The 23,568-nt window shown below is 38.3% G+C and carries 23 protein-coding genes; 13 read left to right on the top strand and 10 right to left on the bottom strand.

Going from position 1 to position 23,568, the window contains the following annotated elements; all coding sequences use genetic code 11:
• Window positions 1-37 precede the first annotated feature (37 nt).
• Window positions 38-1,390, top strand: a complete 1,353-nt coding sequence (locus AC012T_RS04995; protein ID WP_487063644.1) for a PIN domain-containing protein — start codon at window positions 38-40, stop codon at window positions 1,388-1,390.
• A 71-nt stretch (window positions 1,391-1,461) separates the two neighbouring features.
• Here the strand turns inward: AC012T_RS04995 and AC012T_RS04990 are convergent, their stop codons facing one another.
• Entirely contained in the window at window positions 1,462-1,809 is a 348-nt protein-coding gene (locus tag AC012T_RS04990) for a hypothetical protein (protein WP_487063642.1), read from the bottom strand.
• A 181-nt stretch (window positions 1,810-1,990) separates the two neighbouring features.
• Here AC012T_RS04990 and AC012T_RS04985 point away from each other — a divergent pair, with 181 nt between their 5' ends.
• Entirely contained in the window at window positions 1,991-2,332 is a 342-nt protein-coding gene (locus tag AC012T_RS04985; RefSeq protein ID WP_487063640.1) for a hypothetical protein, read from the top strand.
• Window positions 2,333-2,434: 102 nt separating this feature from the next.
• On the opposite strand, the gene psbA is transcribed toward AC012T_RS04985, so the two are convergent.
• Complete coding sequence (gene psbA / locus AC012T_RS04980) at window positions 2,435-3,517, bottom strand: photosystem II q(b) protein (protein WP_487063638.1); 1,083 nt, start codon at window positions 3,515-3,517, stop codon at window positions 2,435-2,437.
• 217 nt (window positions 3,518-3,734) lie between these two features.
• Here psbA and cofG point away from each other — a divergent pair, with 217 nt between their 5' ends.
• The gene (gene cofG / locus AC012T_RS04975) at window positions 3,735-4,718 is read left to right on the top strand and encodes a 7,8-didemethyl-8-hydroxy-5-deazariboflavin synthase subunit CofG (protein WP_487063636.1); all 984 of its coding nucleotides are present in this window, start codon (window positions 3,735-3,737) and stop codon (window positions 4,716-4,718) included.
• A 431-nt stretch (window positions 4,719-5,149) separates the two neighbouring features.
• Window positions 5,150-6,685 carry a bifunctional phosphoribosylaminoimidazolecarboxamide formyltransferase/IMP cyclohydrolase gene (gene purH / locus AC012T_RS04970; RefSeq protein WP_487063634.1) on the top strand — a complete coding sequence of 512 codons (1,536 nt, stop codon included), beginning with the start codon at window positions 5,150-5,152 and terminating at the stop codon, window positions 6,683-6,685.
• 585 nt (window positions 6,686-7,270) lie between these two features.
• On the opposite strand, the gene AC012T_RS04965 is transcribed toward purH, so the two are convergent.
• Window positions 7,271-8,005 (bottom strand): lipoate--protein ligase family protein, encoded by a 735-nt coding sequence (locus AC012T_RS04965; protein WP_487063632.1) that lies wholly within the window; start codon window positions 8,003-8,005, stop codon window positions 7,271-7,273.
• A gap of 44 nt (window positions 8,006-8,049) precedes the next feature.
• Window positions 8,050-8,529, bottom strand: coding sequence for a YbjN domain-containing protein (locus AC012T_RS04960; protein WP_487063630.1), 480 nt, complete (start codon window positions 8,527-8,529; stop codon window positions 8,050-8,052).
• A 210-nt stretch (window positions 8,530-8,739) separates the two neighbouring features.
• Here AC012T_RS04960 and AC012T_RS04955 point away from each other — a divergent pair, with 210 nt between their 5' ends.
• Complete coding sequence (locus tag AC012T_RS04955) at window positions 8,740-9,825, top strand: aromatic ring-hydroxylating dioxygenase subunit alpha (protein ID WP_487063628.1); 1,086 nt, start codon at window positions 8,740-8,742, stop codon at window positions 9,823-9,825.
• Between the two features lie 298 nt (window positions 9,826-10,123).
• On the opposite strand, the gene AC012T_RS04950 is transcribed toward AC012T_RS04955, so the two are convergent.
• Together AC012T_RS04950 and rpiA are read right to left on the bottom strand one after the other, a co-directional pair.
• The gene (locus AC012T_RS04950; protein ID WP_487063626.1) at window positions 10,124-11,305 is read right to left on the bottom strand and encodes an aldo/keto reductase; all 1,182 of its coding nucleotides are present in this window, start codon (window positions 11,303-11,305) and stop codon (window positions 10,124-10,126) included.
• Between the two features lie 178 nt (window positions 11,306-11,483).
• Window positions 11,484-12,194, bottom strand: a complete 711-nt coding sequence (gene rpiA / locus AC012T_RS04945; RefSeq protein ID WP_487063624.1) for a ribose-5-phosphate isomerase RpiA — start codon at window positions 12,192-12,194, stop codon at window positions 11,484-11,486.
• A 296-nt stretch (window positions 12,195-12,490) separates the two neighbouring features.
• Between rpiA and psbP the strand changes: the two genes are divergently transcribed.
• The 4 genes from psbP to AC012T_RS04925 all read left to right on the top strand — a co-directional run bounded on the left by psbP (window position 12,491) and on the right by AC012T_RS04925 (window position 14,369).
• Window positions 12,491-13,036 (top strand): photosystem II reaction center PsbP, encoded by a 546-nt coding sequence (gene psbP, locus AC012T_RS04940; protein WP_487063622.1) that lies wholly within the window; start codon window positions 12,491-12,493, stop codon window positions 13,034-13,036.
• A 117-nt stretch (window positions 13,037-13,153) separates the two neighbouring features.
• On the top strand, window positions 13,154-13,747 hold the full coding sequence (locus tag AC012T_RS04935) for a Maf family protein (protein ID WP_487063620.1): 594 nt from the start codon (window positions 13,154-13,156) through the stop codon (window positions 13,745-13,747).
• Window positions 13,748-13,853: 106 nt separating this feature from the next.
• Entirely contained in the window at window positions 13,854-14,084 is a 231-nt protein-coding gene (locus AC012T_RS04930) for a nucleotidyltransferase family protein (protein WP_487063618.1), read from the top strand.
• 102 nt (window positions 14,085-14,186) lie between these two features.
• Window positions 14,187-14,369 carry a hypothetical protein gene (locus tag AC012T_RS04925; protein ID WP_487063616.1) on the top strand — a complete coding sequence of 61 codons (183 nt, stop codon included), beginning with the start codon at window positions 14,187-14,189 and terminating at the stop codon, window positions 14,367-14,369.
• 76 nt (window positions 14,370-14,445) lie between these two features.
• Here AC012T_RS04925 and AC012T_RS04920 read toward each other — a convergent pair whose 3' ends face one another.
• From AC012T_RS04920 to AC012T_RS04910, 3 genes are all read right to left on the bottom strand, one after another.
• A complete protein-coding gene (locus AC012T_RS04920) occupies window positions 14,446-15,336 on the bottom strand; it encodes a PEP-CTERM sorting domain-containing protein (protein WP_487063614.1) in 891 nt (296 codons plus the stop codon).
• A gap of 119 nt (window positions 15,337-15,455) precedes the next feature.
• Window positions 15,456-16,088, bottom strand: a complete 633-nt coding sequence (locus tag AC012T_RS04915) for a hypothetical protein (protein ID WP_487063612.1) — start codon at window positions 16,086-16,088, stop codon at window positions 15,456-15,458.
• A 632-nt stretch (window positions 16,089-16,720) separates the two neighbouring features.
• Window positions 16,721-16,870, bottom strand: a complete 150-nt coding sequence (locus AC012T_RS04910; protein ID WP_487066444.1) for a DUF4351 domain-containing protein — start codon at window positions 16,868-16,870, stop codon at window positions 16,721-16,723.
• 619 nt (window positions 16,871-17,489) lie between these two features.
• Between AC012T_RS04910 and AC012T_RS04905 the strand changes: the two genes are divergently transcribed.
• The 4 genes from AC012T_RS04905 to AC012T_RS04890 all read left to right on the top strand — a co-directional run bounded on the left by AC012T_RS04905 (window position 17,490) and on the right by AC012T_RS04890 (window position 22,682).
• Entirely contained in the window at window positions 17,490-18,227 is a 738-nt protein-coding gene (locus AC012T_RS04905) for a phycocyanobilin:ferredoxin oxidoreductase (RefSeq protein WP_487063610.1), read from the top strand.
• Window positions 18,228-19,063: 836 nt separating this feature from the next.
• A complete protein-coding gene (locus AC012T_RS04900) occupies window positions 19,064-20,497 on the top strand; it encodes an HlyD family secretion protein (RefSeq protein WP_487063608.1) in 1,434 nt (477 codons plus the stop codon).
• Window positions 20,498-20,667: 170 nt separating this feature from the next.
• Window positions 20,668-21,822 (top strand): ABC transporter permease DevC, encoded by a 1,155-nt coding sequence (gene devC, locus AC012T_RS04895; RefSeq protein ID WP_487063606.1) that lies wholly within the window; start codon window positions 20,668-20,670, stop codon window positions 21,820-21,822.
• Window positions 21,823-21,938: 116 nt separating this feature from the next.
• Window positions 21,939-22,682, top strand: coding sequence for a DevA family ABC transporter ATP-binding protein (locus AC012T_RS04890; RefSeq protein ID WP_487063604.1), 744 nt, complete (start codon window positions 21,939-21,941; stop codon window positions 22,680-22,682).
• 11 nt (window positions 22,683-22,693) lie between these two features.
• On the opposite strand, the gene AC012T_RS04885 is transcribed toward AC012T_RS04890, so the two are convergent.
• Complete coding sequence (locus AC012T_RS04885) at window positions 22,694-23,512, bottom strand: hypothetical protein (protein ID WP_487063602.1); 819 nt, start codon at window positions 23,510-23,512, stop codon at window positions 22,694-22,696.
• Between the last annotated feature and the right edge of the window lie 56 nt (window positions 23,513-23,568).

Here is a 23,568-nt window from a genome sequence, read left to right as displayed (position 1 = left end):
ATAATTATACTAATGATCTTAATTTAACCCCCTGTATATGAAAAACTTATTTTCCTGGAGACTTGTCCCATCTGATGCTGATTTTTCAAATTTGTGGGAAAATGCAACTTTTGTCTTTGATACCAATTTTCTTTTAGATTTATATCGGGTATCGCGCCCTACTGTAGAGGATTTTCTCAAAATATTGGAACATCTCCATCGCCAAAACAGAATTTGGCTGCCTTATCAAGTAGCCGATGAGTTTTTGAGACGGCGAGAAAAAGAAATTGATTCGGAGGCAGCATCTTTTAAGAAAGCTCTATCAGAACTCGATAGATGGAAATCTGAACAACAGAAATTTAAAAGTCTCCGAGCTAATCTTGCACAAGCAGGAAGGATTGTAGCTGCTGAAGTAGAGGATTTGTTTGATAAGCAGAAAAACTACTTTGATGCAGTGGATGAGGTAGAGAGGGTTTTTCAAGAAAAGATAAAGGAGCTTGCCAATTCTCATTTCCCATTTGATGCAGACAATGACATAATTTTGGAACGTCTTCTCTTAATATTTGATTCAAAAGTGGGAAATCCCTACGATAAGCAAAGTTTGCAGAGCCTATATAAAGAAGCTGAAGATAGATACAAAAAATTACAACCTCCTGGCTTTATGGATGCTAAAGAAAAGGAGGATGAACGGAAGTATGGAGACTTCATTCTTTGGAAACAAATATTAACTTTTGCTGAAAGAGAGTCTTTACCAATCGTTTTTGTAACAGGTGAGAAAAAAGAAGACTGGTGGATAAAGAAAAATGGAGAAATAGTTGCTCCACATATCGAACTAAGACGTGAATTTCAGGAATATGTCAAACAGTCATTTTGGATGTATCGAACTCAACGTTTTATTAAAATGGCTAAGAATAAATTGATGGTTGATATTGATGTAAGATCAATCGAAGAAACAAATGCAATTGCCGATGCTGACTTAAGTGATGAAGAAGAGAATGAAGCTATTAAGGAAGCAATTGAACAATTAATTGAACAAGCGAAACCAGAATATTCTACTTTGGAAATGGCAAAAAAATTAATTGAACAAGCGAAACCAGAATATTCTACTTTGGAAATGGCAAAAAAATTAGTGGAACAAACGAAACCAGAATATTCTACTTTGGAAATGGCAAAAAAATTAATTGAACAAGCGAAACCAGAATATTCTACTTTGGAAATGGCAAAAAAATTAATTGAACAAGCGAAACCAGAATATTCTACTTTGGAAATGGCAAAAAAATTAGTGGAACAAACGAAACCAGAATATTCTACTTTGGAAATGGCAAAAAAATTAGTGGAACAAACGAAACCAGCATTTACTAATTCAGATATGGAAAAATTGATTGAACAAATGCGAAAGAGGTACAGATGAGGGGTCTACTACTTCTCTTAATATACAAGGTTGGGTTGACACAAGGAAACCCGACACCACATTACGGTTTATCACAAATGAAGACGATATTTAGCTAAGTTCAAAATCTCTTGATGATTTATTTCTGATTGTTTTGGATCTTGTAATTCTAACCTTTCAACTAAATAACTATAAAGTTTTAAAGATTTTTCATAATTCTCTGGCTGATTCAACAAATCATCACCAGCCTTTAAAGTATCAAAAGCAAATTGATAATTTTCCTGTTCACAATGATGATAAAAAGCATCAATATAATCTGTTAAATCATCTTCCCAATCCCAATTTTCCAGCCAATCACTTTCTATATCTTCAACATAAAGATGAATATAATCAGAAGCATAAGTTCGCTTATCTAGCTGCAACTGCTGGGATGCTTCCAATCTACATCAGAACTGCACATATTTACATCTTGAATCATAAAATTACCATCCTGTAAATCCTTAAATCCTGGATATCCTGATTCAGACAAAACAATTAAGTATCTTGTACTGTTGTAACAATATTTATACAATAAGTATGGTAAGTGCTAAATTATAACGAAACTTGTAAATTACGGTAATCATGGGCTTTTTACTGAGAATATTCGGCTTCGGTGTGCTGATATTAGGAATCTACTTGGTTGGACAAAACATCATCTTCACAACCAATGCTTATCCTTATTGGTGGAGAGGAATCGCTGCCGACACATCTGTACTGGCACTTACAATAGGAGTGATGATATTAATTTTCTTCCCCAGAGGTATGAAAGAGCTAGGCTGGATACCCGTAGTTACTGGGATTATCCTTGTATTTATGAGCAGTCGAGCCATCCTCAATCCTACGAGCCTCTGGCAATTTTTTCTATCATTAATGCTCATGTCTGGTGGTTATAAAATGTTCATTACCGGACGCTTACCTATATAAAAAACTCAAACTTCCTCTCTGCGTTTCTGCGTCTCTGCGTGAATAAACAAAAAAAACGCCCTCCTTAAGGAGAGCGTTTCTTATTTAACTAAGCTTGAATTATTAACCGTTGATAGCAGGTGCAGTTAGAGCAACAGGAGCAACATCACCAGCAGCCAAATCTAAGGGGAAGTTGTGAGCATTGCGCTCGTGCATTACTTCCATACCCAAGTTAGCGCGGTTGATTACGTCAGCCCATGTACCGATTACACGACCTTGAGAATCAATGATTGATTGGTTGAAGTTGAAACCGTTCAAGTTGAAAGCCATTGTGCTAACACCCAAAGCGGTAAACCAGATTCCGATTACTGGCCAAGCAGCTAGGAAGAAGTGAAGTGAACGGCTGTTGTTGAAGGAAGCGTATTGGAAAATCAAGCGACCGAAGTAACCGTGTGCAGCAACGATGTTGTAGGTTTCTTCTTCTTGACCGAACTTGTAACCGTAGTTTTGTGATTCGGTTTCGGTTGTTTCACGAACCAAGGAAGAAGTAACGAGTGAACCGTGCATTGCAGAGAACAAGGAACCACCGAATACACCAGCTACACCAAGCATATGGAAGGGGTGCATCAAGATGTTGTGTTCAGCTTGGAACACAATCATGAAGTTGAATGTTCCAGAGATACCTAAAGGCATACCGTCGGAGAATGAACCTTGACCGATTGGGTAGATGAGGAATACTGCGGTTGCTGCTGCTACTGGTGCAGAGAAAGCTACACAAATCCAAGGACGCATTCCTAAGCGGTAAGAAAGTTCCCATTCACGACCGAGGTAGCAAGCTACGCCGATTAAGAAGTGGAATACTACCAATTGGTAAGGACCACCGTTGTACAACCACTCATCTAAGGAAGCTGCTTCCCAAATTGGGTAGAAGTGTAAACCGATCGCATTAGAAGAAGGAACAACTGCACCGGAGATGATGTTGTTTCCATACATTAAGGAACCTGCTACTGGCTCACGGATACCGTCGATGTCTACGGGAGGCGCAGCGATGAATGCAATTACGAAGCAAGCGATCGCAGATAGTAGAGTAGGAATCATCAAGACTCCGAACCAACCGATGTAAATCCGGTTTTCAGTGCTGGTGATCCATTCGCAGAATCTATCCCAGACGTTGGCGCTTTCGCGCTGTTGAATGGCTGTGGTCATGTGTTTATAATTGCGTTTTGGGTATGTATGTTTTGGTAGGTGTTTCTACCTCATGAATTTATATTAAGCTGTTTATTTAGTTTTGTAAACCCCTGTTAACAAAATTTTTTGAGAAACCTGCAAAATCAGGTATCTATTAGGAACTAGAAAGATTACATAGCAAGAGTTTCAGGAATTTTTGCTAATTTGTAAATATCTACTCATAAACGTTACATTTATGCCCTCATCTAGTTCAAACATCGTTACATATAGTCCGGCTTACACCATCGTCCCCACCTACGAATGCTTTAATCGCTGTTCCTACTGCAACTTTCGGACAGATCCTGGTCAAAGTCCTTGGCTGACTCTCGCAGAAGCCAAAAGCATTTTGCAACAACTACAAAGTCAGAATGTCTGTGAAATCCTCATCCTCAGTGGTGAAGTTCATCCCCATTCCTCTAGGCGTGAGGCTTGGTTTCAGCTAATTTATGATTTGTGTGAATTAGCACTAGAAATGGGATTTTTACCACATACCAACGCCGGACCCCTCAGCTTTGAGGAAATGCAAAAACTCAAATATGTAAATGTTTCAATGGGTTTGATGTTGGAACAATTAACACCACAACTACTAAATACTGTCCATCGCCACGCGCCAAGTAAAATACCAGAAATAAGGCTACAACAATTACAATGGGCAGGAGAGTTGCAAATTCCTTTTACTACAGGCTTGCTTTTAGGAATTGGGGAAACCGAAAACGATTGGTGGGAAACCTTAGCAGCTATTACTGAATTACATCAACGCTACCACCATATACAAGAAGTAATCTTACAACCCCACAGTCCAGGAAGTCAGCAAAGCTTTAACGCACAAGCTTTTGACCCCCATAAATTACCAGAAGTCATCAGCAAAGCACGGGAAATTTTACCCGCAGATATTACAATTCAAATTCCGCCCAATTTAGTTAAAGATGAAAATTGGTTACTAGCGTGTTTAGATGCAGGTGCGAGAGACTTAGGAGGAATTAGCCCTAAAGATGAAGTTAACCCTGATTATCCCCACTTGCAAGAACAGACATTAAAAGCAATTTTACAACCTGCGGGATGGGCGTTAACACCACGTTTGCCAGTTTATCCCAAGTTTCATAGCTGGTTGACTGGAAAATTGACGACAAACATTAGACATCTCCGAGAATTAAATGTGCGTGCTTTGAAACTCTTGTAGAGACGTTCCGGCGGAAAGTCTTTACAATCATTTTCTGGCGTTGTTGATTAAGAGTATGATTTTGTTATGCCTACGGCACGCTGCGCGAACACGCAGAGGCGCAGAGTCACAGAGAGTAAGAGTTTGAAATCATTGATTTTTCAATTTCATACTTTAGTAGGACTTACGCAAGATGTGGCTGAAAACATTATTATTACGTAGTAGGGGTAATTCATGAATTACCCCTACTTCCGTTCTGTTTTGCGTAAGTCCTGTTTAGTTCAGCAATGCCCATTTTCTGATCTTCTTCCTTCTTTCTTCGCGTCCTTCTCTTCGAGACACTGCGTGAACGCGGTTTATTGAATCCATATTCTTTTAGTTTTTTTTGCAAAGCCATTCGGTAGAATAATCATCTACTTGCAATTTTATAGTCCAAAGGAAACTGGGGAATTATGGCGCGTCTAGCCCTGCTGAGTGTATCTAACAAAACTGGTATTATTGATTTAGCCCGGAACTTGGTTGAAGAATTTGGCTTTGATATTATCAGCAGTGGGGGAACAGCAAAAACCCTGAAAGATGCCGGAATTCCAGTTACCAAAGTTTCGGATTACACAGGTTCACCGGAAATTTTAGGCGGTCGGGTGAAAACTCTCCATCCCCGCATTCATGGCGGTATTTTAGCACGGCGGGATGTGGCAGAAGATGTAACGGATTTAGAAAATAATCAAATTCGTCCTATTGATTTAGTTGTTGTCAATCTTTATCCTTTTGAGGAAACGATCGCTCGACCAGGTGTAACATTAGCTGAGGCAGTTGAGCAAATTGATATCGGTGGCCCAGCTATGTTAAGGGCATCATCGAAAAACTACGCTCATCTGACAGTATTATGTAATCCTGACCAATATGACGAATATTTGCAAGAATTACGCCAAAATGGAGAATCTTCTTTAGAGTTTCGCCAAAAATGCGCTTTAAAAGGATTTTCACATACTGCCAGTTATGATAACGCCATAGCTTCCTACCTCGCTGGCACACAAGCAGAAGAATTACCCGAACAATATACTGTTTCTGGTCAAAAACTCCAATCTCTGCGTTATGGTGAAAACCCTCACCAACCCGCAGCTTGGTATCAAACAGGAAGTACAGCCACAGGTTGGGCTGCTGCAACTAAACTGCAAGGAAAGGAACTCAGCTACAATAATTTGGTAGATTTGGAAGCTGCACGGCGAATAATTGCCGAATTTACAGAAAGTCCCGCAGCGACAATTATCAAACATACTAATCCCTGTGGAACTGCTGAGGCTGAGTCGATTTTTACAGCTTATCAAAAAGCTTTCAATGCTGATTCTACATCGGCTTTTGGGGGAATTGTAGCTTTAAATCGTGCCATTGATGCGGCAACAGCGACGGAATTAACAAAGACTTTTTTAGAATGCGTGGTTGCGCCTGGTTGTGATGAAGAAGCCCAGGAAATTCTGACTAAAAAGGGCAACGTCAGAGTTTTGATTTTACCAGATTTGTTAACTGGCCCGAAAGAAACAGTGAAAGCGATCGCAGGTGGGTTCCTTGTCCAAACTGCTGATGATATTGTTGCAGATACGAGTAAATGGCAAGTTGTCACCGAACGTCAACCCACTCCTAGCGAGTTAGCTGAATTACTTTTTGCTTGGAAAGTTTGTAAACACGTTAAATCCAATGCTATCGTTGTGGCGAGCGATCGCACAACTCTAGGAATAGGTGCAGGTCAAATGAACCGCGTCGGTTCCACAAAAATAGCCTTAGAACAAGCTGGAGAAAAAACTCAAGGTGCGTTTCTCGCTAGTGATGGTTTCTTCCCCTTTGATGATAGCGTCAGAACCGCAGCCGCAGCGGGAATTACAGCCATTGTCCAACCAGGAGGAAGTCTGCGCGATAAAGATTCCATCAAAGCTGCTAATGAACTGGGTTTATTAATGGTGTTGACTGGTGTTCGCCACTTTCTACACTAAGTTATATGTAGATTCTTTGCTGTCAAATAACTCAATTATAGAATTGTCACGCAATTTACTTGCCATTCTCTAAATTCAGTGATATAGTCATGGGGTGTGAGGAGCAATGTTAAATATAAGAAGCGCTTGGGGTGGAAACACGGTAACACTCCCAGGCGCTTTTTATTGGGCGTGTAAAAAATCACCTCCTGGTGCAGTTACGAAACTGGCACTCAACATACTTGTTTTTGAATTCAGCAATGATAATTTAACTCCTGTGTGAGGAGTAAGTTGAAACAAAAAATGCTTGGGGTGGAAACACGGCAACACTCCCAGGCATTTTTTATTTTTGCCTCAGCCCAGATATATATTTAAATTACTAATATAAAATTGTTAGTCAAACACTTGCTATTTAATTTAACCAGTGATATATTTATGGAGTGTGAGGAGCAAGTTTAAAAGAAAAGCGTTTGGGGTGGAAACACGGTAACACTCCCAGACGCTTTTCTATTGAGTCACAAATTCAAAACGAAAACTTCAATAAAAACTCTGCGTCACTTTGCGTTTACCTCAGCGAACCTCCGCGTTTGAAAGTAAAATTCCCAATCATTTCAGTATAGGTTGTGTTAAAATTGCTTCCCACTCAGTTTCAGAAAGCGGTTTTACTTTTATCTGCATATGAAAACAATCACAAGCTGCAAGAATAAAAGCTTCTATCAGTGCTTCCCGATTGAAATTTTGAGGAAGTTGGACTGGGGTAAAAGCATCTTTCCCAAACACTTGTTTAAATAAATCTGCGTCTGGGTTTAACTGAATAGAACCATGTTGCAAAATCGCCTCACCTCGTCGCAGTTGGGCGCTACCAATCAGTTTACTACCATCTGCTAAAATTAAATCTGCACCAGTCGCAGTCCCAAAACAGTTAGGGTTGTGGATATAACCACGCCCAGCTTGACCATAATTTAACTCTAAACCAAGCGATCGCCAGCCGGCAATCAAAAACTCACAAATCTTCCCATACACCTGGAGACGATTTCCCTTCATTTCTGATGTCACTACAGCATAAGTCAAATCACCTTGGTGTAACACAGCCCTACCACCACTAGGACGACGCACCAAATCTAGTTTTTCACCTTGCCAAGTTAAACTTTGCCAATATTCAGGGTATTGTTTTTGATGATATCCTAGGGAAATTGCGGCTGGCGACCAAGTATAAAACCGCAGAGTTGAAGGATGATTTCCTGACTCGTGCTGTTCTAACAACCAATGGTCAATTGCCATTTGTAAATTACCAGTAGTTGCTATTAAAGGAATTAGTCGCCAAACCTGCTTATTTTGCATCCTATGCAGGAGACTCCAATCTCAAATCCAAAATCTAAATGTACCTATGCTAGGCCATATTCAGCTACTAAAGCTTCATCATTATTATCGGCAATGGTAGCAACTATGGTGATTATACGGGAAACTTCGCTAGGTGACAACTCTGCTAAAGTCCGAGACGAAATTACAACCACTTGATTGTCGATAATTCCAAAACGAGCTTCAAAGGTACTAGTAAAGTTCAATTCTAACAGATAACGCATCAATTTGGGTTCATCTTTGGCGGGTAAATTCAGTACCGCAGACCAAACTGTAATTGTATCTTCATCACTCGAACCCGTGAGTTGCACAAATACTTCTACACTGCCATATTTAAATTTCCATAGATAAGCACCCTCTGGTGTGTGGCTAACCATAGCACTGTTATCTTGTTCCAACGTGCCAATCACGCTTTCAATTACTTGTACATGATTTAGACCTGTTGTTTCACTAATGAGTTCATCAATGAATTCATCGGGAGTTAGGGTTTCTTGGTAGCTTGTCATACAGACTTATTCCTCAATATGGTTACTGCTTTAATGTACATTAGGGAACTCTTAACAGGGAACTCTTAACAGATAGAATAATCACACATTAACTTTTTCCTACTGTCCTTTAGTCCCCAAAAATGAATAATTTGGTATAAAAAGAATATATAACCGTAAATACAAATTACTTGTAATATAACTTTAACTACTGCTGAATTTTAACATCTTATGCAGCAAATAATTCCTGAAACTACTTCCCCTCTGCCTTCAGTTCTACAAACTAGTGTGCGAAAAATCGGGATTAATCCCAACCACTGGTACGTAGTCGCACGCAGTAGTGAAGTTACTAATCAACCTTTAGGTGTGATAATTTGGAAACAAGCGATCGCACTCTATCGAGATCATACCGGAAAAATCCACGCCTTAGAAGACCGCTGTCCCCATCGTCAAGTTCAACTGAGTCACGGGCAAGTCATAGGCAATGAATTAGAATGTAGTTATCATGGGTGGCGCTTTAATAGTAGCGGTGAATGTGTAGCAGTTCCTTACCTAGCCGCAAATCAAAAATTACCGACTTGCAAAATTCGCCATTATCCAGTCAAAGAACAAGATGGTTTTATTTGGTTATTTCCCTCAGATATAGAACCATCTATAGAACCAATGGGTTTACCAGAATGGGAACATTTAAATTATATCGCTACAGTTTCAGTAATTAATACTCAAGCCCATTATTCATATTTAATTGAAAACTTGATGGATATGTATCACGGACATTTACATCAAGATCTACAAGCCTGGGCAGAAGCAGCATTACAAAATATTGATGAGGATAACAATCGTGTTAATGCCCATTATACAGCCCAAAGCTATTATAAAATAGATAAAATTTGGTCAATATCACAATTATTTTTTCCAGCTTTGCGACGCTTACATCCTGAACCCTTAGATGTCAGTTATGTTTATCCCCATTGGGTATCTACCTTGGGTAATGATTTTAAAATTTACTGTTTATTATGTCCTATAAATGAAACACAAACAAAAGCCTATTTAATTCACTTCACTTCGCTTAATGCCTTTTGGAGATTACACAAATTACCAGTATGGTTTCGACGATTTATCAAAGATAGCTTATTTGGTGCAGCCCAAAAATTACTTGATGGTTTGGTGATACAAGATGTAAAAATGATTGAAGAAGAACAGCAAGCTTATTTACATAATCCAGAAATACGGAATTACGAGTTAAATCGAGCCTTAGTGAGTGTGCAGAAGCTAATGAAGAATCAAATTGAGAAATTAGTCATGGGTAATGAGTAATGGCGAAAACAAATTATCAAATAGACTAATTTTGTAAAAATGCAAAATTAGAATTTATGTAAGTATTCAGGATAGAGAATGTTTGATAAGTAGTCGTGCAAAATAAATTTTATATTTGGGAGAGGGAAGAGGTAACAGATAAGGAATACAGAGATTTTTGTTTGATCCAAAAATGTTAAATTAATTTTGCCCAGGTACTTGTAGCAGGGAACTTTTAACAGTAGAGAAAAATATTATTCTTCCCTCTTTCTCCTAACTCCGAACTCCTGAATTCTTACAAGAAGATTTTTAATAAAATTCAACTTTGAGATAAACGTTTCACTTCTGCACCTGCTAACATTTCATGGGCTTTTGCTAACATCTGGGGTATTTTCTGTCTTTGCGGACTATTAACAAGACATTCTTTTAAATCTAGTTCTGCTAACTTATCTGCCTTGTTACCTGGAAACCAAGAACTACCATTACCTAAGAGGTTATAGCGCATTTTGCTGTATTCTATCATGTCATAGGCTAAAGCTAAATTTAATAACCACAAAACGGTTTTAATATTGATCTGTCCTGGTGTTTCTTCCCAAGTTGGTAAATTAGTTTCCCAATTTTTTACCCAATCTTCTCCCAAAGTTTTTATAGCTTCTGATTCTAACCGGGCTAAAATTGGCGGTAAAATTTGATCTGCATTATCTAATAATTCTAAAGTTTTTAAATGTTCATCAAAATCTTGAGGTTTTGCTGCCCCTATACTCAAAGTATGCACTTGGGGATGACTCAAACAAAATAAATCATTAAACACCATTGGACTCAATGGATAACACAAATTAACTAATTTTTCTGATGGTTGATATAACAAGCCTCCTTTATTAGATGGACTAATAATAAACACTCCCATATCTAGACCATTAGCAGCTTCAATTGCTGACCAATTCCATTGATTGATGTAGTACCAGTGCAAATTAACATAATCAAATTGATTGGTATTAATCGCTTTTGTAATTATATCTGTTGAACCATGAGTAGAAAAACCAATAAATCTAACTTTTCCTTCTGATTGCAATTGCTTTGCGACTTCTAAACAACCTCCAGGATTCAGGCTATAGTCAAAAGATTCGGCATGATTAATACCATGTAAACCTAACAAATCAACATAATCTAACTGAAGATATGCTAGAGATTTTTCAAAGGTTTCCCGAAAATTTTTAGCATCTGCCACAGGAGAGACTTTTGTTTGTACAATCAACTTTTCACGAGGAAATTTAGGCAGTATTTTTCCTAACTGCATTTCTGAACTACCATAACCACGAGCAGTTTCAATGTGATTAATTCCTAGTTCTACGGCATGATGAATTGTTGCTTCTAAGTTTTCTTGTTGATCTGCTGGAATCTCATCTGGTGTAACATCTTGCCATTTGAACTGATATCGCATTCCCCCACAGGAAAACACGGGTATTTGTAATTCTGTGCGTCCGAATCTTTTATATAGCATCGTGTAATTTTAGATTTTGGATTTTAGATTTTGGATTATGAATATTTACAAGTATAACTTAGTCCAATTATTCCTAAAATTTTAGGGTGCATTACTTCACGATATAGCTAACTTACGTTTTTGCTATTGTGGATAACACACCCTTTGATTTTAGATTTTTTTTACCTGTAATTGCTGACTACATTTGCCGAACAATAGGTTTACCATCTATAACTTCACCAATCAGAACTAAATCCACACAATTGACGAAGATGCCATTTTCCAAAACACCAGGAATGTTATTGAGTGTGATTTCTAAATTCGCTGGATCTGGAATCGAGTCAAATCTGACATCTACGACCATGTTACCTTGATCGGTGATGACTGGGCCTGCTTTTTTGACACCCATACGCAATTCAGGCTTACCACCGAGTTTCTTAATGGCATTAAGTACAGGGGTGATGGCCATTGGTATTACTTCTACTGGTACGGCAAAACTAGACCCCAAGCGGTCTACTAATTTGCCACTATCAACTACAACTATGAATTGCTTTGCCAGATAATCTACAACTTTTTCGCGGGTATGTGCTGCACCACCACCTTTGATCAGATTTTTATAAGGATCGACCTCATCCGCACCATCAATGGCAATATCAATGTGGTCAATAGCATCTAAAGTGGTGAGGGGAACACCGTACTGTTTTGCTAGAACTTCCGACTGAAATGAGGTGGGGATACCGACAATATCTTTGATTTCTCCAGACTGGAGGCGATCGCCTAAAAACTGAATTGTGTATGCTGTAGTTGAACCTGTACCCAAACCCACAATAGAACCTGATTTTACCAGGGCGGCTGCGGCTTTACCAACTTCTTGCTTCATCAATTTCACTGGATCTGCTGCTACGGTCATTTCCTCAACTCCTGAAAAATCAATTAATAGAAATAGAAGGCACTATTGAATGCTTACAGAGAATGTATCACGTTGAATGTCTATGATCTTCGGTTCAATCTGACTAGCGTAGTGTGGCGAAAATAACTATCCAGTTCAAAAAGGTTCAATTGAGGTATAACGATGCCTACGTCCTCCACAGGCATCGCTATGGAGATTCTCTCTATATCCCAAAGCGTACCCATTAATGGGAGAATAGGACGGTGTAATAACGCTTGTCTTATATTATTGCTTTGGGTCTAAAGGAATTTTGATAAATGTGGAAAAAAATTGCTTTAATTTTGTTATTGGTTTTTAGCTTCAGTTTCAGCAACTCTGATGTAGCGGCTGCTGCTGGATTCAAAAGCTTTGTAGATAGTGCTGACGGTTATCAGTTTTTATATCCTAATGGATGGTTGCAAGTTAAAGTTGCCAATGGGCCTGATGTAGTTTTCCATGATTTAATTGAAGTATCAGAAAATGTATCTGTGGTAATTAGTCCTGTTCCCGCAGGAAAAACTTTGGCAGAATTGGGGACTCCGACAGAAGTGGGATATAAGTTAGGTAAGGCTGCTCTTGCTCCTGTAGATTCTGGCCGTTCAGCCGAATTAACCAACGCGGTTCAAAAAGAATCTGATGGTAAAATATATTACCTGTTAGAGTATGATGTGCAACTCCCTGATGGACAACAAAGACACAATATTTCTAGTGTCGCTGTGAGTCGTGGTAAGCTTTTTACCTTTAATGCTTCAGTCCCGGAAAAGCGCTGGAAAAAACTGCAACGCATGATTGATGAAATTGTCAATTCTTTTACGGTGTATTAATTAATTTGGATAACTGGGAACTGGGGATTGGGTACAAAGTTTTCTAGTGAATAATTATCAATTAACTATTAACTATTACCCATTACCTAATTAGCAATTCTCTCCATTTTTTTGACTATGACCATTCCTCAATTTATACTTGCTTCTGCTTCTCCAGCACGTCGTCGCTTGCTGCAAACTGTGGGGATTGAACCAATAGTTTGTCCTAGTGATTTTGATGAGTCGCAAATTCAACTTAGTGATCCTGCCCAATTGGTACAAACTCTGGCTCAGTGTAAGGCAGAAACTGTGGTTTCGCAGTTTGCATCAGCGTTGATTATGGGCTGTGATTCGGTTTTAGCTATGAATGGAGAGATTTATGGCAAACCGGCAGATGCTGAGGAAGCGATCGCTCGTTGGCAATTAATGCAAGGTAATTTTGGTGATTTGTATACTGGTCATGTTTTGATAGACACAACAAAAAACCAAAGTATTGTCAAGTGTCAAGTTACTAGAGTTTTCTTTGGGAAGATGAGCGATCGCGCAATTCAAGCTTATGTAGCTACAGGTGAACCCCTTAAATGTGCTGGAGCCTTTGCTATTGAAGGATTTGGTAGTTTATTTGTAGAAAAAATTGCAGGCTGTCACAGTAACGTAATTGGTTTGAGTTTACCCCTATTGCGGCAGATGATAGGGGAATTGGGGTATGAAGTGACGGATTTTTGGGGATAGCAGATCAAGAGAAACTATAATATTGAATAATGACTTGGGGGATGTAGAAACCCCAATCTCAGGCGAAGCCAAATTGGGGTAGTTCATTGTGTTTTAGGGAAAAATAATGAAAAGAGATGAGGTACTGGCAATTTTAGCTATACATCGAGAAAAATTGCAGAACCTAGGAGTAAAATCCCTTAATTTATTTGGTTCAGTGGCACGGGATGAAGCTCTTCCAGATAGTGATGTAGACTTTTTAGTGGATTTTAATCAACCAGGTGGGTTGTTTCAACTTTTGCAAGTGCAGTATTATTTAGAAGATATTTTGGGATGTTCTGTTGATTTGGGAACTTAGGATGCTTTGAGAGAACATTTACGAAAACCTGTACTTAAGGATATCATTCGTGCCTTCTAGAGATTGGCGGTTTCGCATTCAAGGGCATTGCTGAATTCAGGTATGAAATTAGAAAATTCAAAATCTAAAACTTTGCGACTTTGCGCCTCTGCGCGAAACATAATTCATACTCCCATTATGCAACGCCTTGATTTGAATAGAGTTTGGGAAACTATTCAAAATGATTTACCTTCATTAGTGCCACATCTACAGGAAGTGCTGGAGAGAGAAGTATCTGGAGAATAGTTGATTGAATTAAGAGCGATCGCACTCTCTGGTTTTATATTGAGGATATGCGATCGCTAGATTCAAGCTTATGTGGCTACAGGTTAATCCCTGAAATGTGCTGGTGTTTCTTCCATATCCCTATTAATCCTAAGAATCCTATTGCAATAAAACCGAAAATAGAACTAGGTTCAGGGACTTTCGTAACTTGCAAATTAGTTAAGGAAATAAATCCACCAGAGCCTTGAATTAAAATATCATTGGGTTGTCCAGATATTGTGATTCTAGAAGCATAATTAAAATTTGCTTGTAAACTTCCAATCAAAGCTAAGACATCGTTAGAATTATTAAAGGGATTAAAAGCTGTCTCCGGAAGTTCAGGTTTTGGTGGATAAAGTGGTGAGTAAGGCTTACTTGACGGTGGTGAAGTACAATCTTTCAAAAATTTCAGCTTTCCACCTTCTATACATTCTATAGTAACTCCATTTAGTTCTAGTCGATGTTCTCCAACTTCATTTAACGTTTCTAAACTTATAGTTAAATTACTTAGTGCATTCCATAAGAAACCTAACTCCCCTGTCTCCTTATCGATACCCAAAACAATAGGTCCATCTTCCTGATTTTCTACTATCTTTGATATTCCAAGTGCTGGAATATCTATTTGTAATAGTACATCTAGACTACCTATCCCTTCACCTGTCTTGTCGTTAACATTAAATACTACCGAACTTGGCGATGAATCTATTTTTGAAATGGTAATTGGTCCTGTACTAATTGAACCCATCCCTAAATCGACTATAAATGGCTCGGCTACTAGGTCAAAGCGGCTAACTTCTCCTCGTATAATTGCTGCAAAAGCTCCTGAAAATGAGGTTAATGACCATAACAGTGTAGTTAATGATAAAAAATACAGCTTTTTTATCATCGATACTTTCTTCCAATCGAATTTTGCTACATTAAGCATCTGACGGGATTTCAAAAAAGTCATGATTTTCTTCAATTAATGAATTTGGTAAAAATACAAAAATTGGACTTGATGAAAGGGAGATGTGCGATCACATTCCTTGGTCTTATATTGAGAAGGAGCTATCGCACTATATGGAAGTTTTAGCAATTATTCGATTCCATCAAAGGATCGATAGAGCCACACTTCATTTGTTTTGTCAGGCTTACTGTTAGTCCTGTTAAAGCAATTGCGATAAGACTCAAAATAGAAGAAGATTCAGGAACACTAGCAACTGTTACTCCAACATCACTATTATGAATTTCTGAGGAAACTAAGGCTCTAAAGTTTTCAATATCTGAAGGAGAAAAAGAAAAAGATGCGTGAATTTGTGGATTTAATAGGAAAGGCATATCATCATAGGAAAAGAAAACATCAAACAGAGTACCTGGTGACCAACCAGGAAAGCTGTGAGCATATAGTTGATTCGGAAGAACTCCGCCAACACCAGGTTGAAGAATATTATAAGTTACACCAGATACACCACCTGGCACTATGTTTTGACCTATCAATCCGGGAAATTCCAGACCTCCATTAGATCCTGGTACATTTATAAATGGTGGGGGATTGAGAACAAAGACAGTAAAATCTGTTGCAGTCCTCACGTTATCAGGGTTGACAAATATATAATTACCAGGTTCTATTACAAGTGCATGACTGATGTCTGGAATTAAAGATATACTACTAGTTAAAGCTGTTGCAGCAATAAATCTTACTATTGATTTAGAGTATTTCATGAAAGAATTGCTCCAATTTGCAAAAAATTAAGTACATTTAAGCTTGATATATTTCTTCAAAAAAAGTTGATGCGATCGCACGTCCCCATAATTAGGGAGTGAAGCTTGAGGCTTTTTTCCCTTAACTTCAGTAATCATACGGTTGAATAAATCATAAAAATACAGGTACAGACAATCTTTATATGGTAAAGTTATGTAAAAACTTATAGTTTAATTTACTCACCGCAAAACCACTGAATAGATATTCCAGGACTTCTCTGAACGGAATAAATCCTTTACTCCCTAGATAGATCAGGAATTTTAACAAAACTTTATTTTATAAAAAAAATATGAAGTATTTGTTACTTTATTAATAGATATGAACATTTATCAAGAATTAATGACTTAAAAATGACCGAAATTCGTTGACCTAATAAGTTAAATGTATAGAAGGGTATCACTTACCTGAGCCATGAACTTCATATAATTTTTATACAATCTTCATAAACTTTCTGTATTGATACAGGACTTACGCAAAAATCAGGTTTTGAGTTCAATCTTGCGTAAGTCCTATGATAATAATTTTTACCAAAAAATAATGCTTTACTTAAAAAAGCAGGTTTCCTTAATCCATAACTTAACCTCGGACTGTTTTAATACGGAAAAATATTTTTTAAATTACAGTTTTCACTCAACCAATTAATTAAGTCAGCTTCAGTTTTAAAATCTAATAAAGCTTCTCCTAAATCCCCTAATTGTGTAAAAGATAAGTTTTGAATTTGATTTTGAACTTCAGTATTTATTTTTCTTAAATGACGTTGAAGTAGACGAACAATTAATTTAACTTCAGAACGTCTTCCCTGTTATAAACCTTCTCGAATAATTTTTTGATACACGACAGATGCTTGCATGATACCCTCCCGAAAATAGGCGTTAATCAAATCCGCATCAAATCTAATTCCAGCTAGAAGTTGAACACAGGCTAAGAGGATGTTTTAAAAGTCATGCTGAACGTAGCGCAGCGTAGTGAAGCATCTCCGAGTAATCGTTCAAACCCTAGATTTTTCGTTCCACTTTGTTCCACTCAGAATGACAAATTATACCTTTTCCAACTTTTCAAACACCCTCTAAGAATTTTTCTAGTAACCCAAGTTGCTAGTTATCTAGTTGAGGCTGGTAATGGGTAATTGTGATAAAATTCCAGACTTCATCCTGTTCATCCTTAAATCCTGGAAATCCTGATTCAGACAATATAATCTCACCCAATAATCTAGCATTCTTAAAGGTAGAGGAGGTTTTCATTGAAGGCTACTGTCATAACTCATATTTTATGAGAGTGGCGTTGTGCATTTACATTTCTCAATACAACAGAATGTACTTAATAATTGTAAACTAGATACTGAATTACATGGTTAAAATAATATGTCTTCTACTTCTACACCCTCCCTACGTCAACAACAGCATCGCTTAATTTGTCAATTAGCTGACACAATTGAAGCGGTTTGGCATAAATACTTAGACTTATCACCCTACAATCTGCCGGCGGAATTGGGATATGTAGAAGGTAGACTAGAAGGCGAAAAACTGATTATCGAAAATCGCTGTTATCAAAGTCCACAGTTCCGCAAAATGCACTTGGAACTAGCAAAAGTAGGAAATATGCTGGATATCTTGCATTGTGTGATGTTTCCGCGTCCAGAATACGATATCCCTATGTTTGGTTGTGACTTAGTTGGGGGTAGAGGTCAAATTAGTGCCGCGATCGCAGACCTTTCTCCTGTAAACTTAGAGCGCATCTTACCGACAGCTTATAATTCTGCACTCACTGAACTACCAGTAATCGACTTTTCCCAACCCCGTGAATTACCGGAATGGGGAGCTATATTTTCTGACTTTTGTATTTTTATTCGTCCCGGTTCCCCAGAAGAAGAAACATTGTTTCTCTCTCGCGTACAAGAATTTTTAGAAATCCATTGCCAAAATGCGATCGCATCTCACCCCGTTCCACCAGAAAAAATAGCTCCAATTCTGGCTGGACAACACAACTACTGTACCAAACAACAGCAAAACGATAAAACCAGACGTGTGCTAGAAAAAGCCTTTGGTACAGATTGGGCAGAAAACTACATGACTACTGTATTATTTGATCTACCACAATAATTAAAGCTCAAGCATCAAAACTCTACACCCCCCACACTCCAACTCTTCAGCTTCTCATCTATCTATCTGTAAGCTCTGTTACGTTTTCCCCCAACTGATAAATGTAGAATTCATTTAACCAGAGTTGAATGGAGTCAAAAAACAACAGCAGGGAAAGTAGCGCATCAAATCTTCGCAGTAGATAAGCAAAGATATTCGTTGTCTTATTCGATGTCAGCAACCAACCATGCTCACAGATTAATAATCAAGATAAGGAAACTGTGATGTTAGGAATGCTCTATTTGACAGATATATTTCAATTGGTAATTGATCATGCCAATTTTAGATTGAGAAAAAGCCAATTTTAGATTTTTTTGACACATTTACCTAGTTTCAAAGTCAGGATTCAACAAACAGTTATCAGTAAACCGAGATAACTGAGTTTGATCATCTATGATTGTAGACAATCTTGGCAATAGCCTACGCCTAGAAGATGTCTGCATTATTATACCTACCAAATTTATACCGGGTTGCCTTTCAAAATAACCTGCTCAAATCAATAGTATCTGGGTGCTGGAGTTGGTGAATTCAATAGCTTGAATTCCCTTAATCTTTAGTGCAATCACATCTCATACTCAGAAACTATTAAATAGCCAGTGCAAAACTACGCGCCATTGCAGAAAATTCTAGCTTTGAGTGCTAATCAGGCAATGGATTTTAAGTAAATAACTAGTCTAAAACCAGCCTTATTTCCTAATAGCTGGCAGTTTACTTATGACTCTTTTTGACTAATTCAACTGCGGCTAATTTGCTTTTTTACTTCCATTAGTACAAATCAGATAAACGGGCAATATACCATGTCAAGGGTGACTGATAAGCCAGAGTTAAAAGAACAAGGACTAGAAAAATCTAAAATTTGGTTGAAGGTTGCTGTCGCCCTGCCAGTTGCGATCGCAGCAGGGTTCCTAGCTACAGCCAAAATTGAGCAGCTAAGAAAACTTACATCCTCCGTATCAGTAGCACCATCGATCAAAACCATCAGTGCGGTAGGAAGATTAGAACCACGAGGAGAAGTCATTAGAATAGCTGCCCCCAACTCAGGACTATCAGCAAGAGTGCAGCAACTTTTGGTGAAAGAAGGACAAAGAGTACAACAAGGTCAAGTTATTGCAATTCTAGACAGCCGTGATACCAACATGGCAGCAGTCGAAGAAGCAAAAGCCAAACTGCAAGAATCTCGTGCTAATTTAGCGCAAATCAAAGCTGTTTCACCAAGAGATATTCAAGCCCAAGCAGCAATTATTGCTCGCTTACAAGCACAATTATCTGGTGAAAGTAATGCTCAACAAGCCACCATTGCCCGTATTGCTGCCGAGTTGAGTGGAGAAAAGAATGCTCAACAAGCTGGCATTAAACGTCTAGAAGCTGAACTCAGAGGGCAACGAGATGGTTTAAGAGCAAGCATTGCCAAAATACAAGCCGAACAGCGTGACGCTCAAGTTGATGCCGGACGCTATGAGTTCTTGTACAAAGAAGGCGCTATTTCCCAGCAAGAAAGAGATACAAGGCGTTTGCGTGCGGCTACAGCTAATCAGCAACTGCGTGAAACTCAAGCCAGTTTGAGACAAGCACTAGGAACATTACAGCAGCAAATAACTCAAGCTAGAGCTACCCAAATTCAAACGATCGCGACTTTGCAGCAACAACTGATTGAAGCCACCGCTACCCGCAACAAAACTTTAGCCACTTTACAAAAGCAAATCGACGAAGAACGAGCTAGATTGAGCAGGTTCTTAGATGTTCGTCCTATTGATATCCAAATAGCCCAAGCCCAAGTTAGTAATGCGATCGCTTTTGTTAAAAAAGCCCAAGCAGAACTCCAGTTAAGCTATGTCAAAGCACCAACTCAAGGTGAAATCTTAAAAGTTTACACCAAATCAGGCGAAGTCATGAGTGCAAATGGCATTGCGGAAATTGGACAAACTGATCAAATGTTTGTGGTTGCAGAAATAGCTGAAGACAGTATTGGTAAAATTCGTGTTGGTCAAATAGCGACGATTACTAGTGATAACGGCGCATTTGAAAAAGAATTAAAGGGAACTATCACTCAAATTGGCAGAAAAATTGGCAAAAAAGATGTCCTGAATACAGATCCAGCAGCCGATATTGATGCCAGAGTAGTAGAAGTGAAAATTGCCCTCTCGCCAGCAGATAGTCAGCAAGTTTCTGGTTTAACTAACGCCAAAGTCATTGTTGAAATTAATACTAATGGAGTTACAGATGGGCAGTAATTACATATATCTATCAGCCGGAATTATGAGGTTCGGCTCGCTATCTTTAATCCCTAGCAACACGTAATTATCTAATGCATAGGACGAATTAACAAAAATCATGATCATTCCCCATCAAAAATATCAACTCAAACATAAAAAATTAGCGTAACTGTAAATAAACATAGAAAATGACTCAGAAAATACCTCTATCTTGGCTACAACTGACCAGAGAAAAAACTCGCCTCGCTGTGGCATTATCAGGTATTGCCTTTGCTGATATTTTGATGTTTATGCAACTTGGTTTCCGAGATGCACTATATTACAGTAACGTCAGAATGCATGGCAGTTTAAAAGGTGACATTGTTTTAATTAACAATCAATCCAACGCTGTACTAGCAATGAAACCTTTTTCCCAACGGCGATTATATAAAGCTTTAGATTTACCAGCAGTACAGTCAGTACATCCTATATATTTAGATTATACCAGCTGGAAAAATCCCGTTACAGGCCGCCCTCGAAGTATTTTAGTTTTTGGCATCAATCCAGAAATTAACGTTTTTGATTTACCAGGTGTTGAGGAAAATTTAAATGCCTTGAAACTACCTGATGTAGTTATATTTGACCGTTCTTCTAGACTAGAGTATGGGCCTATTGCTGCTGATATTGATCAGGGAAAAGTTGTCACAGCAGAAGTGAGAAGAAGAAGAATTAAAGTAGCAGGATTATTTACTTTAGGTGCATCCTTTGGCGCAGATGGCAATTTAATTACCAGCGATGTCAACTTTATGAGGTTATTTAGTACCCGACAACGCGGATTAATTGATATTGGCTTAATTAGACTAAAACCAGGCGCTGATACAACCCAAGTTGCTCAATATTTACGGACTTATTTACCAACAGATGTTAATGTTTTAACCAAAGATGAATTTATTGCATTTGAAAGAAACTACTGGGCAAGTAGTACAGCTATTGGGTTTATTTTTACATTAGGAACAATTATGGGTTTTATTGTCGGCACCGTAATTGTTTACCAAATTTTGTATACAGAAGTAACAGATCACTTGTCTGAATATGCTACACTGAAAGCAATAGGCTATACACAAAATTATTTATTAACTGTTATTCTTCAAGAAGCTTTTATGTTAGCAGTTTTAGGATATATGCCTGGATTTGCTTGCGCTCTGTTGATGTATCAAGTCGCCAGAGATGCTACGCTTTTACCAGTTTTCATGAGTTATAATCGTGCTATTATGGTGCTAATATTAACTATTTTTATGTGTTTTATATCTGGCGCTATTGCCATGAGAAAATTACGTTCAGCCGACCCCGCAGATATTTTTTAAACTAAGATTATTAAATCCATATTTGGCAGTAATCATAATTCTAAATCCTGTTGAATAATTTCAGTTAAAAAACTCTTAATTGCTCAATATATCCAAAAATTAGTAACCAGAAACATATGAACAGCACAGAACCTGTAATCGCTATTAAAAATATTAACCATTACTATGGTAGAGGTGTTCTCAGAAAACAAATTCTATTTGATATCAATCTAGACATATATGCTGGAGAAATTGTAATTATGACAGGGCCTTCAGGTTCAGGAAAAACTACATTACTGAGCCTGATTGGTGGATTACGGTCTGTACAAGAAGGAAGTATGAAATTGTTAGGTCAAGAACTACTTGGTGCTAGTCAAAATAAACTTGTACATATGCGGCGTAACATTGGTTATATTTTTCAGGCTCATAATTTGCTGGGGTTTTTAACTGCTAGACAAAATGTGCAAATGGCAGTGGAATTAAATCAAGGTATTTCTCAATCAGCAGCCATTAAGAAGTCAGAAATAATGCTCGGCTCGGTTGGGTTGTCTGAACGGATGAACTACTATCCAGACAATCTATCTGGTGGGCAAAAACAAAGAATTGCGATCGCACGCGCCTTAGTCAATCACCCTCCATTAGTTCTAGCAGATGAACCCACAGCCGCCTTAGATAAACAATCAGGACGGGATGTAGTCGAAATCATGCAACGTCTTGCTAAAGATCAAGGAACAGCTATTTTGTTAGTCACCCATGATAACCGCATCTTAGACATCGCTGATCGCATCGTCGAAATGGAAGACGGTCTATTAACTCGTGATGCCCAAAATGTCACTATTAGCAACAAAGTAGGGCGAGAAGTTTCCGAGCCTCATAACTAGCCTTCACATTATCAAACCTGCTTTTTTGAATGTGGCATCTGTGGCGGCGGCGGTGCAGGCAGATTTTGTTGGCGCGTAGTCCTAAAAGTAACATTTACCCCTTCATTTGATTGTTCTAACACCAGTAGAGGAGTGGGTTTAGCCTTTTGGTCCCAATGCATATAAACAATCCGACCTTGAATTGTCGGTTGCCATGTATCATCTTCTTCTCTAGGACTAAGGTAAGTTTCTATACAGTCCATAATTTGGCTAATAGTAGCAGAAGTTGCTTGTGTGGGTAACTTCATTAAGCGAATTTGAATCCGAAATAGTACTCGGTTGACAATATTGGGCGCAATACCAGTTTCATATTCGACATCAAAAATCTCATCTACCTGCTTACCAGCATTACTGGCAATTCCCACTTGACCTTGTTGTGATTGATTGGGTCGCAGTGCCTGAGAAATTTTCTCTTTCACCTTGAGTTTCACTTGATTAACAACCCCAAAATGAAACACCTCCTCTGTCATCCGCATTCGCAGATAATCGAGGTTAAAATCCCGTGAGTGAACCAAATCGGGATTTGTTTCCATTTTCCGAATAGTTTCCAGCGCCAACTTCAACTTTTTTTCTAGTTCTCGCGTGCGAAACTTTTCAAACTTAACTTTTTTTTCATATTTACCCGCTAATATTTTGCTGTACACAATCACAGCAATTAGTGCTATTATCAGTCCTCCACTGGCAAACAGTAATAAAGATGATGGCATCTGAAAATTACTGGCGGCGACTTCCTTGATTGCCGGTTTAGTCTTGGAACTTGAAGACTGGGCTAGAAACATTGTACTAAGCATGGTTAGCAAACTAAAGATTTGACTCCTAATGGTTAGGATGCCCAAATCTTTAATAT

The organism is Anabaena sp. EIM26 (assembly GCF_057568715.1).
Note: the sequence above shows the minus strand (reverse complement) of the source record. Positions and strands in the feature narration are given on the sequence as shown.

Coding starts and splice junctions, on each gene's coding strand:
- AC012T_RS04995 (WP_487063644.1), top strand. CDS start 38: ATGAAAAACTTATTTTCCTGGAGACTTGTCCCATCTGATGCTGATTTT.
- AC012T_RS04985 (WP_487063640.1), top strand. CDS start 1,991: ATGGGCTTTTTACTGAGAATATTCGGCTTCGGTGTGCTGATATTAGGA.
- psbA (WP_487063638.1), bottom strand. CDS start 3,517: ATGACCACAGCCATTCAACAGCGCGAAAGCGCCAACGTCTGGGATAGA.
- cofG (WP_487063636.1), top strand. CDS start 3,735: ATGCCCTCATCTAGTTCAAACATCGTTACATATAGTCCGGCTTACACC.
- purH (WP_487063634.1), top strand. CDS start 5,150: ATGGCGCGTCTAGCCCTGCTGAGTGTATCTAACAAAACTGGTATTATT.
- AC012T_RS04965 (WP_487063632.1), bottom strand. CDS start 8,005: ATGCAAAATAAGCAGGTTTGGCGACTAATTCCTTTAATAGCAACTACT.
- AC012T_RS04960 (WP_487063630.1), bottom strand. CDS start 8,529: ATGACAAGCTACCAAGAAACCCTAACTCCCGATGAATTCATTGATGAA.
- AC012T_RS04955 (WP_487063628.1), top strand. CDS start 8,740: ATGCAGCAAATAATTCCTGAAACTACTTCCCCTCTGCCTTCAGTTCTA.
- AC012T_RS04950 (WP_487063626.1), bottom strand. CDS start 11,305: ATGCTATATAAAAGATTCGGACGCACAGAATTACAAATACCCGTGTTT.
- rpiA (WP_487063624.1), bottom strand. CDS start 12,194: ATGACCGTAGCAGCAGATCCAGTGAAATTGATGAAGCAAGAAGTTGGT.
- psbP (WP_487063622.1), top strand. CDS start 12,491: ATGTGGAAAAAAATTGCTTTAATTTTGTTATTGGTTTTTAGCTTCAGT.
- AC012T_RS04935 (WP_487063620.1), top strand. CDS start 13,154: ATGACCATTCCTCAATTTATACTTGCTTCTGCTTCTCCAGCACGTCGT.
- AC012T_RS04930 (WP_487063618.1), top strand. CDS start 13,854: ATGAAAAGAGATGAGGTACTGGCAATTTTAGCTATACATCGAGAAAAA.
- AC012T_RS04925 (WP_487063616.1), top strand. CDS start 14,187: ATGAAATTAGAAAATTCAAAATCTAAAACTTTGCGACTTTGCGCCTCT.
- AC012T_RS04920 (WP_487063614.1), bottom strand. CDS start 15,336: ATGACTTTTTTGAAATCCCGTCAGATGCTTAATGTAGCAAAATTCGAT.
- AC012T_RS04915 (WP_487063612.1), bottom strand. CDS start 16,088: ATGAAATACTCTAAATCAATAGTAAGATTTATTGCTGCAACAGCTTTA.
- AC012T_RS04905 (WP_487063610.1), top strand. CDS start 17,490: ATGTCTTCTACTTCTACACCCTCCCTACGTCAACAACAGCATCGCTTA.
- AC012T_RS04900 (WP_487063608.1), top strand. CDS start 19,064: ATGTCAAGGGTGACTGATAAGCCAGAGTTAAAAGAACAAGGACTAGAA.
- devC (WP_487063606.1), top strand. CDS start 20,668: ATGACTCAGAAAATACCTCTATCTTGGCTACAACTGACCAGAGAAAAA.
- AC012T_RS04890 (WP_487063604.1), top strand. CDS start 21,939: ATGAACAGCACAGAACCTGTAATCGCTATTAAAAATATTAACCATTAC.
- AC012T_RS04885 (WP_487063602.1), bottom strand. CDS start 23,512: ATGCTTAGTACAATGTTTCTAGCCCAGTCTTCAAGTTCCAAGACTAAA.